Origin of the sequence: Zhengella sedimenti, from assembly GCF_046506625.1 — a bacterium.
GTDB lineage: Bacteria > Pseudomonadota > Alphaproteobacteria > Rhizobiales > Rhizobiaceae > Zhengella > Zhengella sedimenti.
Map to the genome: position 1 here is coordinate 1000717 of NZ_JBKFFP010000001.1, position 13878 is coordinate 1014594.

13 protein-coding genes are annotated in these 13878 nt (G+C 65.9%); 9 read left to right on the top strand and 4 right to left on the bottom strand.

What is annotated here, in order from left to right; translation table 11 throughout:
* The 4 genes from ACLB6G_RS04945 to ACLB6G_RS04960 are packed head-to-tail and all read right to left on the bottom strand — an operon-like array spanning position 1 to position 4238.
* Positions 1 to 618, bottom strand: coding sequence for an NIPSNAP family protein (locus tag ACLB6G_RS04945; protein ID WP_410354995.1), 618 nt, complete (start codon positions 616 to 618; stop codon positions 1 to 3).
* Positions 590 to 2350, bottom strand: a complete 1761-nt coding sequence (locus ACLB6G_RS04950) for an FAD-dependent oxidoreductase (protein ID WP_410354996.1) — start codon at positions 2348 to 2350, stop codon at positions 590 to 592. The genes ACLB6G_RS04945 and ACLB6G_RS04950 overlap by 29 nt, the downstream gene beginning before the upstream one ends.
* A complete protein-coding gene (locus ACLB6G_RS04955; RefSeq protein WP_410354997.1) occupies positions 2347 to 3165 on the bottom strand; it encodes an IclR family transcriptional regulator in 819 nt (272 codons plus the stop codon). Before ACLB6G_RS04955 ends, ACLB6G_RS04950 begins: the two co-directional genes overlap by 4 nt.
* Entirely contained in the window at positions 3162 to 4238 is a 1077-nt protein-coding gene (locus ACLB6G_RS04960; RefSeq protein WP_410354998.1) for a Gfo/Idh/MocA family protein, read from the bottom strand. Before ACLB6G_RS04960 ends, ACLB6G_RS04955 begins: the two co-directional genes overlap by 4 nt.
* A 224-nt stretch (positions 4239 to 4462) precedes the next feature.
* On the opposite strand from ACLB6G_RS04960, the gene ACLB6G_RS04965 reads away from it, so the two are divergent.
* From ACLB6G_RS04965 to ACLB6G_RS05005, 9 genes are all read left to right on the top strand, one after another.
* Positions 4463 to 6205: an FAD-dependent oxidoreductase gene (locus ACLB6G_RS04965; protein ID WP_410354999.1), complete on the top strand. Its 1743-nt coding sequence runs from the start codon at positions 4463 to 4465 to the stop codon at positions 6203 to 6205.
* Positions 6202 to 7110, top strand: a complete 909-nt coding sequence (locus ACLB6G_RS04970; RefSeq protein ID WP_410355000.1) for an NAD-dependent epimerase/dehydratase family protein — start codon at positions 6202 to 6204, stop codon at positions 7108 to 7110. The genes ACLB6G_RS04965 and ACLB6G_RS04970 overlap by 4 nt, the downstream gene beginning before the upstream one ends.
* A gap of 205 nt (positions 7111 to 7315) precedes the next feature.
* Entirely contained in the window at positions 7316 to 8122 is an 807-nt protein-coding gene (locus ACLB6G_RS04975) for a shikimate dehydrogenase family protein (protein ID WP_410355001.1), read from the top strand.
* Positions 8123 to 8142: 20 nt separating this feature from the next.
* Positions 8143 to 9270 carry an ABC transporter substrate-binding protein gene (locus ACLB6G_RS04980; protein ID WP_410355002.1) on the top strand — a complete coding sequence of 376 codons (1128 nt, stop codon included), beginning with the start codon at positions 8143 to 8145 and terminating at the stop codon, positions 9268 to 9270.
* A gap of 79 nt (positions 9271 to 9349) precedes the next feature.
* Positions 9350 to 10228, top strand: coding sequence for a branched-chain amino acid ABC transporter permease (locus tag ACLB6G_RS04985; RefSeq protein ID WP_410355003.1), 879 nt, complete (start codon positions 9350 to 9352; stop codon positions 10226 to 10228).
* The gene (locus tag ACLB6G_RS04990) at positions 10225 to 11199 is read left to right on the top strand and encodes a branched-chain amino acid ABC transporter permease (RefSeq protein WP_410355004.1); all 975 of its coding nucleotides are present in this window, start codon (positions 10225 to 10227) and stop codon (positions 11197 to 11199) included. Before ACLB6G_RS04985 ends, ACLB6G_RS04990 begins: the two co-directional genes overlap by 4 nt.
* Positions 11196 to 11942 carry an ABC transporter ATP-binding protein gene (locus ACLB6G_RS04995; RefSeq protein ID WP_410355005.1) on the top strand — a complete coding sequence of 249 codons (747 nt, stop codon included), beginning with the start codon at positions 11196 to 11198 and terminating at the stop codon, positions 11940 to 11942. Before ACLB6G_RS04990 ends, ACLB6G_RS04995 begins: the two co-directional genes overlap by 4 nt.
* A 3-nt stretch (positions 11943 to 11945) precedes the next feature.
* Positions 11946 to 12668, top strand: a complete 723-nt coding sequence (locus ACLB6G_RS05000) for an ABC transporter ATP-binding protein (RefSeq protein ID WP_410355006.1) — start codon at positions 11946 to 11948, stop codon at positions 12666 to 12668.
* Positions 12669 to 12691: 23 nt separating this feature from the next.
* On the top strand, positions 12692 to 13867 hold the full coding sequence (locus ACLB6G_RS05005; RefSeq protein WP_410355007.1) for an acyl-CoA dehydrogenase family protein: 1176 nt from the start codon (positions 12692 to 12694) through the stop codon (positions 13865 to 13867).
* The last annotated feature ends 11 nt before the right edge of the window (positions 13868 to 13878 follow it).

A 13878-nucleotide genomic window follows, 5' to 3' on the forward strand; every position in this document is an offset into this window, starting at 1 on the left:
TCAGGTCAGCGGCGAGATGGAAAGCGGCATGGCGACGGTGGATGTCATGTCCGGTGTCATCCAGTCCGGCCCGCCCTTCGGCGGCCACTTGCCGTCGGCGACCGATTGCGCGCGCGCCTTGGTCCGGGCTTCCAAGCTCTCATAGGGCCAGATCTGGGTCAGGCGCGGCGCGCCGTCGATCGAATACATCGCAATGGTCATCTTCGAATAGGCGAGTCGCTCCGGGACCGCCGCTTCCCATTTCTCCATGGTGGGCGTCAGGCCGTTGACCTTCATGCGGTAGGTGCGGATCTCGTAGACCGGGCCGAAGCTGCCGGTCTCCACGGGCGGCAGGAAATCCAGCGGCCTGTAGCTGTCGAGGCTCATGCCCGTCAGCAGGTCGGCGCAGCCGAAGGGATTGGATGAGCGCAGGACGCGCTCGCGCTCGGCCAGCAGGTCTTCATGGCTGTCGAAGCCGCGCAGCAGGTGCACCTTGTTGAGGGCGCCGATATCGTTGCCCCAGGCGCCCAGCAGGCGGCCTTTCGCGTCCGGTGCGTTGACGAAGGCCTCGATGGAGGGCGCGGCCTTCGGGCCGCCGAAGATCACCGTGTCAAGTGTTGCCAGTTCGTAGAATTTCATCCGTTCTCTCCCTGTTGTCCGTGGTTTGCGCGCCGGCACCGGCAAGGCCGGCCATGTGGCGCGCGGCGATGTAGCCGAAGGTCATGGCGGGTCCCAGCGTGATGCCGCCGGAGGGGTAATGACCGCCGAAGATGGAGGCCATGTCGTTGCCCGCCGCGTAGAGGCCGGGGATCGGCGCGCCGGTGGCGTCGAGCACGCGGGCCTCGGCGTCGGTCGCCAGTCCGGCAAAGGTGCCGAGACTGCCGGGCACCAAGCGCACGGCATGGAACGGGCCTGTTTCGAGGGCGCCCAGCGACGGGTTCGGGCCATGGGCGGCATCGCCCTGGATGCGGTTGTAGGGCGAGCGTCCGCGTCCGAAATCCGGGTCGTCGCCGGCCTTCGCATGGCCGTTGAAACGTGCGACCGTCGAGGCAAGCGTATCGGCGGGCAGGCCGCAGGCTGCCGCCAGCGCTTCCAGCGTGCGCCCGCTCTTCAGGTAGCCGCAGGCCTGATAGGGGCGAAGCGGAAAGGGAAAGGGTTTCGCCCAGCCGATGCCGAAGCGGCGCTGCGCGCGATGATCGCAGATCAGCCAACATTCGGGTGCCGCTGCCCCGGGCGTGACGGCGAACAGCGCCTTCATGAAATCATGGTAGCTGCCGGCCTCGTTGACGAAACGCCGGCCGTCCGGCGTCACCGCGATGAAGCCGGGCTTGGCGCGGTCGACCAGATGCGGGAAATGGGCAAATCGGCCATCGCTGCGCGGCACGAGCGAAACCGGACACCAGGCGCCCGCGGCGGCCTGATCCGAGGTGATCCGGGCGCCCGCGGTTTCGCCCAGGGTGATGCCGTCACCGGTGTTGGAGCGCGGCGCGGCGGAAAAGTGGCCGGTGCCGCCGGGGGCATGGTCGAACAGGCGGGCGATGCGGCCGCGATCATGGGGGAATCCGCCCGTGGCGAGCACGACACCGCGCCGGGCCACGATCTCCACGCCTGATCCGAGCGTTGCACCGCTGACACGGGCGCCGTGATGCCGCAGCGCGGCGACGGGCGCATTTTCCATGAGCGTGACGCCGAGATCGAGCGCGCTCTTCATCAGGCGGGCGACGAGGGCATTGCCGTTGACCAGTTGCATGGCGCGGCCATGCAGGGCGCGGTCGCGGGCATGGCGGGCGAGGCGGCCGGTAACATGCAGGGTGGAGCGCGCCGAGCGGGTGGCGTTGAAGAAATGGTTCATGTCGGCGCCGGCCGCGATGCCCATTCCGGCAAGGCTGACAAGGTCGAGCGGTGGCTTCAGCCTTGCGATGTGGCGGCCGAGCGCGCGCCCGTCGAAGGGTCTTGCGCAGACCGAACGCCCGCCCTGACGGCTGCCGGGCGTGTCGTGAAAATCCGGCACGCGGTTGCCGTCGATCCACTGGACAGCGGTATTCTGCTCGAAGAAGGCGACCATGTCCGGGCCGTTGGCCAGGAAGGCGGGTATGCGCGGATCGGCGATGCGGTTGCCCAGTTCGCCCTTCAGGTAGGCGAGCGGGTCGTCGGGGTCTTCCTCGATCCCGGCGCGCCGGGCCAGCGGATTGCGCGGAATCCAGAGCCAGCCGCCGGACCAGGCCGTCGTTCCGCCAAAGACGGGTTCCTTTTCGGCCACGACGACGGAGAGGCGGTGATGCGCGGCCACGACCGCGGCTGCGAGACCACCGGCGCCGGAACCGGCGACCAGCACGTCGCATTCGATCGGCGCGGCGGGAGCGGCCATCATCGGTTCGCCGCTGTCTTTCGCGCCGGTTCGGCACTGTCGAAGAAGTGCGAGGCGCGGGTGGCCGTGGCGATCTCGACGGCGGCTTCCTTCAGGGCGGGCGCCATGCGCTCCATGTAATCGGGCGTCACGCGGACAGCGGGACCCGCGATCGACAGGCAGCCGATGACGTGCCCGCCATCGGGGTGGCGGATCGGAACCGCCATGGCGGCCATGCCCACCGTGTAGGAATCGACGGCCACGGCATAGCCGCGCTTGCGGTCACCGGCCAGCAGTTCCAGCAATTGCGACATGCTTTCCGGCGCTTTCGGTCCGGGCTCGAACGGCGGGCGCAAGCCCTGCCCGGCCACCAGTTGCAGGGCTTCCTCGTCGCTGACGGCCGATAGCCAGGCGCGGCCGCCCGCCGAGCAGGCCAGATGCACGACCTGGCCCTGTTCCGCGTTGGGATCGTAGCGAAGCCCGCCGGTGGCGCCCTGTGACACGCCGACCCAGATCAGGTTGTTTCCGTCCACGACGGAAAGGCGGATGAGTTCGCCGGAGAGACGCGCAAGGCGGTCCAGGATCGGCTGGGCGATGTCCGTCACGCCCATCTGGCCCAGGAAGGCCAGACCGAGCGCGGCCAGCTTGATGGTCAGCGTGTACTCGCCCTGGGCGCGAAGCTGGCGCACATAGCCGAATTTCGCCAATTCGTTGAGGAGCCTGTGCGCGGCGCTGACCGGCAGGTCGAGATCGGCGGAAATGGCGCTGACCGTCAGGCCGGCCGGATTGCGCGCGAGCAGTTCGATGATGGCAAGCGACCGTTCGAGGACTCCGCTCATGGCACGACCTCCGGCGTAGCGGCGCCAAGTCCCGATGCGTCCAGCCGCAGGCGCATGCCCGATTCCGCGGACGCCTTGATGGCGTCGACGATGGCGAGGTTGCGTGCCCCGTCCAGAGCCGAGCAGCGCGGCGCGGCCCTGCCATCGATGACATCGCCGAAATGCCGGACCTGGCCGATGTAGGAATCCGCGTCCTCCACCGTCTCGCGGGTGGGGCGCATCTCGTCATACCAGGTCTTTTCGCCGGGATGCGTCCAGACCGTGAGGTCCGGCAGGGAGAAGCCGCATGCCGAACCGGCGAAGAAATGGGACTGGACCTTGTGGGCGGGGAAGCGGCCGGGATTTTCACCCGCCGCGATGTCCCAGGCCCAGGGGCCGCAGGCGGCGTCCGAAACGCTCAGCGTCACGGTGCCGCCGTCCCTGAAGGTCAGGATCGCACCGGCCGTGTCCTCCACCGGCAGGCCGCGTTCGGCATTGGAGACGACGCCCGTGACTGTTGCGATCTCGCCGAAGAGAAAGCGCAGAAGGTCGATCTCGTGGATCATGTTGATCAGCAACGGCCCGCCGATACCGGGCGTGCGGCGCCATTCGACGTCGAAATAGGCATCCTCCTTTCGCAGCGAACACAGCACCGACCCCTGGACGAGATGGCCGAAGCGACCGCCTGCCACGAGGTCGCGGGCCTTCAGGATGATCGGGTTGAAGCGGCGGTGGTGCCCGGTCATGACCGGCACACCGTGCCGGTCGATGGCATCGAGCAGCGTGCGGGCTTCGTTCACGCCGGTCGCCACCGGCTTTTCCACCAGGACGGGGATACCTGCCCGTACGGCGCGCACGGCAAGTTCGACATGGCTTTCATTGGGCGTGGCGATGACGATGCCGTCCGGCCTGTCATCGAGCATGGATTGGAAATCGCCGTAGAGCGTGATGCCATAGCGCGCGGCGATGTCCGCGCCGGCCGGTCCGGGTTCGACAATGCCCGACACGCGAAATCCATCCGCCGCGCTGATGGCGTCGAGATGGGTCCTGCCAATGATGCCGGCGCCAACAACGGCCAGTCGCTTGTCAGTCACGTTCATGTCCTCCCCCGCCTCCGCCTCCCGCCGAGCCCGCGGATCGCCTTGCCGGGATAGCAGGATTTTCGCGATTTGTGAAAACTTTTTTATTCTTGAAAGAGTTTCCAATTTCCGATATTGCCAGAATCCGACGAGCCAGTGGCCGGCTCCATGCCTTGGGAGGGGCGCGTGACCGCATCTGACCGCCACGGAAACGGAATGGCCGCACGCAGGCGTTCGCAATGAGTGCCGCGCGCCGGGCCATAGCCGATCTGCCGGAGCCGTCGAGCTTCGATGTGGCCGTGGTCGGCGCGGGCGCCGCGGGCATGGCCGCGGCGGTGTTCGCGGCGCTCGAAGGCGCGCGCGTCCTGCTTGTCGAGCGGACCGAATATGTGGGCGGGACATCGGCCTATTCGGCGGCCACGACGTGGATACCCAACACGCGCCATGCCCGCGCCATCGGCGCGGACGACAGTCCTGAAAAGGTGCGCGGCTACCTGGACCGGGCGGTCGGCAACCGCTCTTCGGCAGACATGCGGGATGCTTTCCTGAACGCAGGCCCACTGGCGATCGATGCGCTGGAAGACAAGGCGGGCGTGCATTTCCGGGCGCGGCCGTTCCATCCCGACTACCTGTACGAGATCGAGGGCTCGACTTCCTGCAGCAGGGCGCTGGAGCCGCTGCCCTTTGACGCCAGCGGACTCGGTCAGGACCTGAAGCTGATCCGGCCGACGATACCCGAATTCACCATCCTGGGCGGGCTGCTGGTCGACCGCGACGACATTGCCCATCTGCTGAAGATGAAAAGTTCGCTGAAGTCGCTGGCCTATTCCATGCGGTTGATCGGTTCCTACTATGCGCAGAAGATGAGGCACGGGCGCGGCACGCGCCTCGTCATGGGCAATGCGCTGATCGGGCAGTTGCTGGCGGCTGCGCGCCGCCTCGGGGTCGTCATCGCGACGGAAGCCGAGGTTACCGGTCTTGCCGGTCCGGATGGTGCGGTCACCGGGCTGTCGGTGCGCCAGGGCGGGAGCGAGCGCACCATCGCGGTTGCGGGCGGAATCATCATGGCCAGCGGCGGTTTCACGCGCCACCCGACGCGGCGCGGCGAGATGCTTCCCGAACCGCTGGCCGCCAACAGCCCGTCGGCGCCCGGCCATACCGGGGCGCTGCACGACCTGGCGCTGGCCAGGGGCGCGGTCTATGGCACAGGCGCGGCTTCCAATGTCTACTGGGCGCCCTGTTCGGTGCGCAGGCGGCCGGATGGCACCACGGCCGTGTTCCCGCATTTCGTGCTCGACCGGTCCAAGCCCGGCACCTTCGCCGTCGGGCGGGACGGGCGGCGTTTCACCAATGAAAGCCGTTCCTACCACGAATTCACGCTGGCCATGTACGCCGCCAACAGGGACGGCAGCCACATGCCGGTCTTCCTGATCGCCGATGCCGCCACGCTCACGAAATACGGCCTCGGCATGGTGCGTCCGGGCGGCAAGGGGCTGAAACCCTATCTGGACGACGGCTACCTGGTGCAGGGGGCGACACTGGAAGAGCTTGCCGGGAAGCTGGGCGTGGACGCCGGAGGGCTGCGTGCCACGGCGGAGCGCATGAACCGCTTCGCCGAAACGGGGCGCGACGAGGACTTTCACCGGGGTGAAACCGTCTACGAGCGCGCCAATGGCGATGCGTCGCACGGGCCGAACCCGACGCTTGGGCCGGTCAGGACCGCCCCTTTCCATGCGGTGCGTCTGGAGCCGGGCGACATCGGCGCGGCGACGGGCCTCGTCTGCGACACGCAAGCCCGTGTGCTGGACGGGCAGGGCCGCCCCATCGACGGGCTCTATGCCTGCGGCAATGACATGCAGTCCATCATGGGCGGGGTCTATCCGGGGCCCGGCATCACCATCGGGCCGGGCATGACCTTCGGCTACATCGCCGGACGCCATGCGGCCGCACGGGCCGGTATTGCGCGGGAGGATGCCGCATGAGCCGGGTTCTGGTCACTGGCGGCACGGGCTTTGTCGGCCGATGGGTCGTCGCCGAGCTTCTTGCACGCGGCGACGACGTGGTCATCTTCGATGCGCGCCCCAACCCGGCCGCCCTGGACGAGATCCGGCAAGGAATGTCGGACAGCGTAGCCTTCGTGACCGGCGACATCGCCGACGGTTCGGTGGCCGATGCCATGGACGGCTGCACCGGCATTGTCCACCTGGCCGGCGTCATGACCGTGGAGGCGGCTGCCGATCCGCTGCGCGCCGCAGCGATCAACCTGATGGGCAGCCTGCATGTCTTCGAGGCTGCGCTGCGGCACGGGATCGACAGGCTGGTCTATGTCTCGACCGCCGGGGTCTTCGGCCCGGACGACAGGGTGAACCCGCGTCCGATGACCCATTACGGTGCGCAGAAACTGGCCATCGAGGGATCGGCGCGGGCCTATCATGCCGATCACGGCCTGCCGTCGGTCGGCTTCCGTCCCTATATTGTCTACGGTCCGGGGCAGAGTTCCGGAATTGCCGCCGGGCCGTCCATCGCGCTCGGCGCGGCGATGCGAGGGGAACCGGCCACCATCCGCTTTTCCGGGCGCGTCGGCTTCGTTCACGTGTCCGATGTGGCCCGCCTGATGGCCATTGCGGTCTCGTCGCCCATGCGGGGCGCCGAGGCCTACACCCTGTGTGGCGAAACGGCGGAGATGGCCGATTTCGTTTCCGCCCTGAAGGTGCAGGTGCCGCAGGCGTCCGTCTCCGTCGAGGGGCCGCCGCTCCGCATCCCCGCCGATCTGGCCACCAGCGAAATGCCGCCGGAACTGGCGGCGGCCGGAATTACGGGCCTCAACGAGGGAATTGCCCTGACGCTGGAGTTCTATCGCGCGCGCCAGCAGGGGAGGACAGCCTGATGGCAGGGCCGGCCCTTTCGAATTGTCCAATGAATGCGTGTGTTCATCCATTTTCTCCTGATGCTATTTCAGGCTCCATGCTGGCTGGAAAAAGGGCTGTCAGGCAAAGGCCGCAGTCCAGGGCGGCACCAGTCCGCCCGGTCGGCGACAAGCCCGGCGAGACAGTGAAAATGTGCAATCCGGCCTGGGGCGGAGTGCGGAGGGGATGGCGGTGACGATCACGTTGAATGGCGAGACACGGGTGTTTCCCATCGTGGGCGATCCGATTGCCCAGGTGAAATCACCCGGCCTGCTTTCCGGCAGGCTGGCTGCCATGGGCGAGAATGCCGTCGTCGTGCCGGCTCATGTCACACCTGCGGATTTCGACAGGTTCATGGCCGGACTGGACGTGATGCGGAACGTGACGGGTCTCGTCATCACCGTTCCGCACAAGCAGGCGGCGAGGAATTACTGCGCGAAGGTCACCAGGCGTGTCCATTTTGCCGGTTCAGTGAACGTGATGCGCCGCACCAGCGCCGGCTGGATCGGGGACAACACCGACGGCATGGGCTATGTGGACGGCATTCTGGCCGCCGGTGGCGCGGTGGACGGAAAGCGTGTCCTGCTCGTCGGCGCCGGTGGCGCGGGATCTGCGATCGCCTACGAGTTCCTGGCCCGGGGTGCTGACCATCTTGCGATCCACGATATCGACCAGCCACGCCGCGATGCGCTGATCGCGCGACTGGATGAGGCCTTTGCAGGCAAGGTTTCGGCCGGTTCGCCCGATCCGTCCGGCTTCGATATCATCGCCAATGCAACCCCGCTCGGCATGCGGCCGGAAGATCCGCTGCCGGTGGATGTCGACAAAATGCAGGCCCGCCAGTTCGCGGCCTGCCCGATCACCAAGCCGGAGCGGTCGCCTTTCATCGAGGCGGCGGCGGCGAAGGGATGCCGGACCATGCCGGGACTCGGCATGTTCACGGCGCAGGAAGGGCTTCTTGTCGATGCCCTTCTGTCACTGGAAACGGATTGATCCATTCAAGGGAGGAACAGATGATCCGGAAGCTCTTTCTGAATACCGCAGCTATCCTGGCGCTCTCGGCAGGCGCTGCCATGGCTGAAGTGAAGATCGCCGATGTGGCCGAACTTTCGGGCGCGGGTGCGGCAGCCGGCGCTGTCTGGCATGATGGCGTCAAGATGGCCGTCGAGGAAATCAATGCCGCCGGCGGCATCCTCGGCGAGCAGATCAACCTGGCCGAGTATGACAGCCAGACCGATCCGCAGGTCAGCCGCGCACTCGTGCAGAAGGCCATCGACGAGGGCGCCTTCGTCCTCCTCGGCACGGTCTATTCGTCCTCGACGGTGGTCAACATGCTGGTCGCCCAGCAGAACGGCGTGCCGCAGATCACCGGTTCGGAATCCCCGACCATCACCGCCAAGGGCAACCCCTACATCTTCCGCACGGCCTTCGGTGCGCAGAAGGGCCTTCCCAAGCTGGCCACCTATCTCAAGGACGGTCTCGGCGCGCAGAAGATCGCGGTCGTCTGGGCCAATACCGAGTTCGGCAAGGGCGGCTATGACGCCTTCATGAAGATCGCCGCGGACATGGGCCTCGAGATCGTCGCCGACGTGCCGACCGAACAGGCGCAGGTGGACTTTGCCTCCGACGTGGCCAAGGTCAAGTCGTCGGGCGCGGATGCCGTCTTCGTCTACCTGACGGAAGAGGAAAGCGCCCGTTTCCTGATCGAGGCCTCCAAGCAGAGCCTCGGCCTGCCGATGGCCGGTGACACCGTGCTCATTTCCCAGAAGGTCATCGACCTGGCCGGGGATGCCGCCAACGGCGCATTCGGCCATGTCGGCCTGACGGCTGAAGCCCCGGTTCCCGGAATCCAGGAAATGGCCGGCAAGTTCCAGCAGAAATACGGCTACGGCGCCGACCACAATGCCATCAAGGGCTATATCGGTGCCTACATGGTCAAGTATGTGACTGAGAAGATCGGCGAATTCGACCGGGAGAAGTTCGCCGAAACGCTGCGCGGCTTGTGCCTCGATGCGGCAAACCATCCGGGCATCCTGATGGATACCTGCTGGGACGAGACCGGTGAAATGAGCCGGGCAAGCTTCCTGGTTGAAGTGGTGGACGGCGCCCAGAAGATCACCAAGACGCTTCCGGCCAACTGATCCGTCTGACGCAGGGCGGTGCTTTTCCGGCACCGCCCGATCCTGCACCTGAATTTCCTTCCTGCGGAGGCGCGGGCGCATGTCCGAATTCATCCAGATCTTCGTTTCGGGGCTGTCGGCGGGGTCGATCTACGCGCTGGCGGCGGTCGGCTTCACGCTCCTCTGGCAGGCCTCGCAGACCATCAACTTCGCCCAGGGCGAATTCGTGATGCTGCCCGCCTTCTTCGTGCTCGCGCTGTCGGTCAAGCTCGGCTTTCCCCTGTGGCTGGCCATGCCGCTCGCCATCGTCCTGTCAGTGCTCATCCTGGGCGCGCTGTTCAAGCGGCTGATCGTGGAACCCATGATCAAGCACGGGACATTGCCGCTGGTCATCGCCACCATCGCGCTCGGCCTGCTTTTGAAGGAACTGGTCAAGGAATTCTATTCGCCGCTCGGACAGCCTTTCCCGAGCCTGTTTCCGCAGGACGTGATGCGGATTTTCGGCGCTGCGGTCTCCATTCCCGACATCGCCAACTTCATCATCGCGATGGGCGCCATCATCGGGCTGCAACTCTTCCTGGGACGCACGCGCACCGGCCGCGCCATGCAGGCGACGGCGCAGAACCCGGATGTCGCGCAGATCCTCGGCGTCGATATCAAGCGGATGGTGCTCTACACCTTCCTCATCAACGGGGCCCTGGCGGCGATCGCCTCCATCCTCATCACGCCGATCTACCTGGCGAAGTTCTCCAATGGCGAGACGCTGGGGCTGGTGGCCTTCATCGCGGCCATTGTCGGCGGTTTCAACCAGATCCGCGGCGCGCTTGTCGGCGGTCTGCTCATCGGTGTCATCGACAACCTGTCAGCCACCTATTTCTCGTCCGAGTATCGGCAGGCGCTGCCGATGATCCTGCTCATCCTCATCATCCTGGTCCGCCCACAGGGCCTGCTCGGAACCTCGGAGGGCCGCACGGTATGAAGCCTGCAACCGTCATCTTCGTCCTCCTGGCACTGGTGGCGCTCGTTCTGGCGCCGCTGGGGCAGGGCAATTACATCCTTTACGTGCTCGCCTCCTGGCTCATGTTTTCCATCGCCGCCATGGGCCTGAACCTGACGCTGGGCTATGCCGGACAGATCAGCCTGGCCCAGGCCAGTTTCATGGGCATCGGCGCCTATATCACCGCGCTCGTCACGCTGGCCGGCTATCACTGGGTGCTGGGCTGGCTGGCGGCCATGGGCGCGACATTCCTGATCGGACTTGTGCTGGGCTATCCGGCGCTCCGGGTGCAGCACCACTTCCTTGCCTTCGTGACTCTTGCCTTCAACACGCTGGTCTTCCTGGTTCTTCGCAACGAGGAATGGCTGACGGGCGGCTCGCACGGGCTTGTCGGCATGCCGCGGCCTTCCTTCTTCGGCATCTCGACCATGAAGAACCTGGAGTTCTATTATTTCGTCCTGGTGCTGTTCGTCATCTCGGCCGGCATCTTCTTCTGGATCGTCCATTCACCCTGGGGCCGCGCCTTCAAGGCCCTGCGCGAGAACCCGGTGCGCGCCGAAAGCCTCGGCGTCAACACGCGGCGGATAACGCTGCTCGCCTTTGCCATCGGCTCGGCCTTTGGCGGTGGCGCGGGCGCGATCATGACCCCGCTGGTGCAGTTCATCGAGCCGGGTTCCTTCGGCCTCATCCACTCGCTCAAGATCCTGCTCATGGTGGTAGTCGGCGGCGCGGGTTATTTCTTCGGGCCGATGCTGGGCGCGGCGGTGGTCATCCTCCTGCCGGAATTCCTGCGCTTCACCGAGGGCTATTACCTGATCCTCTATTCCACGGCGGTCATCGTGCTCATGGTCTATTCGCCCTCCGGGCTGATCGGGCTGGGCGACCGCCTGCTTTCCAGGTTGCGCCCGCAGCGCAAGGTGCGCGGTGACATGAAGGAAGGATCGAAGCTGTGAGCGAGACCGTTCTTTCCGTTCGCAACATCTCCAAGTCGTTCGGCGGCATCCATGCCGTGCGCGATGTCAGCTTCGAGGTTTCCAGGGGCGAAGTGCTCGGCCTGATCGGGCCGAACGGATCGGGCAAGTCGACGCTGTTCAACTGCGTGCTCGGCCAGCTCCGGCCGGATTCCGGTTCCGTGAGGGTCAAGGATACACCGGTGTCCGGCATGCGGGCCTGCGACCTGAACCGGCTGGGCGTCGGACGCACGTTCCAGCAATTGTCGGTCTTTCCCGAAATGACCGTGCTCGACAACATCATCCTGGCCGGACAGGAGCATCACGGCACCATGCTGTCGCGGCTGTTCGGTCCATCCGATGCCGGGCTGACCGGGGAAGCCGAGCAGATGATCGCGTTCTTCCGGCTGACCCATCTGCGCGACGAGAAGGCGGGATCGCTGTCCTATGGCCAGCAGAAGCTGCTCGACGCCGCCATGGCCTTCATGGCCGGGCCGGACCTGGTGCTGCTCGACGAACCGGCGGGCGGCGTGAACCTGACCATGCTGGAGAGCCTGAAGGAGCGGCTGCGCACATACAACCGGGAGCACGGCACGACCTTCGTGGTCATCGAGCACAACATGGAATTCGTCATGAGCCTTTGCACGCGCATCATCGTGCTGGCCGAGGGCGCGGTGATCGCGGAGGGGACGCCGGAGGAAATCCGGTCGAACAGCCAGGTCATCGACGCATATCTGGGGGGCTGAGCCGTGCTGGAAGTGAAAGACCTCTATGGCGGCTACGGCAAGATCACGATCCTCAACGGCGTGTCGTTCACGATCCCCAAAGCCTCCATCACAACGGTGATCGGGCCGAACGGGGCGGGGAAATCGACCGTGTTCAAGGCCGTCTTCGGCCTGCTCAACATCCATTCCGGCCAGGTCCTGTTGGAAGGCCGCGACGTGACGGGGAGCAAGCCGCGCGACATGATCGCCCACGGTGTGACCTATGTGCCGCAGGGCCGCAACGTGGTGCCGCAGCTTTCGGTCTATCACAACCTGGAACTCGGCGGCATCACGGCGCAGGACCAGGACCGGGTGAAGGCGCGCATCGAGGTGGTCATGGACCAGTTCCCGATGCTGCGCGAGTTCCGCGACCGCAAGGCCGTCGAATTGTCCGGCGGCCAGCAGAAGCAGCTGGAAGTCGCCCGCGCCCTGCTGCTCGATCCCAAGCTCATCCTGATCGACGAACCGTCCATCGGCCTTTCGCCGAACCTGGTGCAGGAGGTGTTCCGCACGCTGCAGCGCCTGCGCGACAGCGGCGTCACCATCCTCATGGTGGAGCAGAACGCCAAGGCGGCGCTGGCCATGTCCGATTACGGACTGGTTCTGGAACTGGGCCAGACACGCATGCACGACCGCGCCGAAAAGCTGCTCAACGATCCCAAGGTGGGCCAGCTTTTCCTCGGCGGCCACATGGACGAAACCGACTGACAGACTGACTGGAGAACGAAACGATGGATTTCCGGTTTTCCGACGAGCAGCGCATGCTGGTCGAAACCGTTCGCGGCTTCATCGCCGCCGAACTGGCGCCGCTGGAGGATGAGATCGAGCGGACCGGCGTGCTGCGTCCGGAACTGGCGCAGTCGATCTTCGAGAAGTCGAAGGCGCTTGGCCTCTACGGCATGAACATCCCGCAAGAGCATGGCGGCGGCGGGCTTTCGGCGCTCGACACGATGTTGTGCGAGGAGCAGTTCGGGCACACGACCGACATCCTGATCCGGCGCGCTTTCGGCAATGTCTACGAGGTGCTGCTGTCGGCGCAAGGCCCTCAGGTGGAGCGCTGGCTGAAGCCGGCGGTTACCGGCGAGCGGGTCTGTTCCATCGCCTTTACCGAGCCCGGCGCCGGTTCCGACGCGGCGGGCATCAGGACACGGGCACGGCGCGAGAACGGCAAATGGATCCTGTCGGGCATGAAGCATTACATCTCCGACGGCGCGTTTTCGGATTTCTTCGTGGTGACGGCGGTCACCGACCCGGACAAGGGCCACCGCGGCATTTCCATGTTCCTGGTCGACAAGGGCATGAAGGGCTTCACCGTGGGTCGCGACCAGCCGATGATGGGCGTTCGCGGCACCAGTCACATGGAACTGCATTTCGATGACGTCGAACTCACCGATGATCACCTGCTGGGCCGGGAAGGCGAGGGGCTGAAGCTGGCGCTTTCGGTGCTTGGCCGCGTGCGCCTTGCCCAGGTGGCAGCGCGGGCCGTCGGCAAGGCGACCAAGATCCTCAACATGACCGTCGATCATGCCAATGACCGGCGCCAGTTCGGCCAGTCGCTGGGCGAGTTCCAGATGGTGCAGCAGATGCTGGCCGACAGTGCCATCGAGATCAACGCGGCGCGCACCGCGCTTTGGGAATGTGCCGCACAGATCGACGCGGGGCTCGATCCGCGCGCCAAGATCTCCATGCTCAAGGTACAGGCTTCCGAGACGCTCGGGCGGGTGGTCGACCGTTCCATGCAGATCTTCGGCGGCATGGGCTTCTCCAAGGACCTGCCGATCGAGCGCTACTACCGCGACGCGCGCATCTACCGCATCTTCGACGGCGCCTCGGAAATCCATCGCGGGGTCATCGCCAAGACCATGCTGAAGGGCGGCAAGTCCGTCTACGATCCCTGGGCGGCATGATGACCGGGGGC

Excerpts from the sequence above, each read along its gene's own strand:
- ACLB6G_RS04945 (WP_410354995.1), bottom strand. The coding sequence starts at position 618 with ATGAAATTCTACGAACTGGCAACACTTGACACGGTGATCTTCGGCGGC.
- ACLB6G_RS04950 (WP_410354996.1), bottom strand. The coding sequence starts at position 2,350 with ATGATGGCCGCTCCCGCCGCGCCGATCGAATGCGACGTGCTGGTCGCC.
- ACLB6G_RS04955 (WP_410354997.1), bottom strand. The coding sequence starts at position 3,165 with ATGAGCGGAGTCCTCGAACGGTCGCTTGCCATCATCGAACTGCTCGCG.
- ACLB6G_RS04965 (WP_410354999.1), top strand. The coding sequence starts at position 4,463 with ATGAGTGCCGCGCGCCGGGCCATAGCCGATCTGCCGGAGCCGTCGAGC.
- ACLB6G_RS04970 (WP_410355000.1), top strand. The coding sequence starts at position 6,202 with ATGAGCCGGGTTCTGGTCACTGGCGGCACGGGCTTTGTCGGCCGATGG.
- ACLB6G_RS04975 (WP_410355001.1), top strand. The coding sequence starts at position 7,316 with ATGGCGGTGACGATCACGTTGAATGGCGAGACACGGGTGTTTCCCATC.
- ACLB6G_RS04980 (WP_410355002.1), top strand. The coding sequence starts at position 8,143 with ATGATCCGGAAGCTCTTTCTGAATACCGCAGCTATCCTGGCGCTCTCG.
- ACLB6G_RS04985 (WP_410355003.1), top strand. The coding sequence starts at position 9,350 with ATGTCCGAATTCATCCAGATCTTCGTTTCGGGGCTGTCGGCGGGGTCG.
- ACLB6G_RS04990 (WP_410355004.1), top strand. The coding sequence starts at position 10,225 with ATGAAGCCTGCAACCGTCATCTTCGTCCTCCTGGCACTGGTGGCGCTC.
- ACLB6G_RS05005 (WP_410355007.1), top strand. The coding sequence starts at position 12,692 with ATGGATTTCCGGTTTTCCGACGAGCAGCGCATGCTGGTCGAAACCGTT.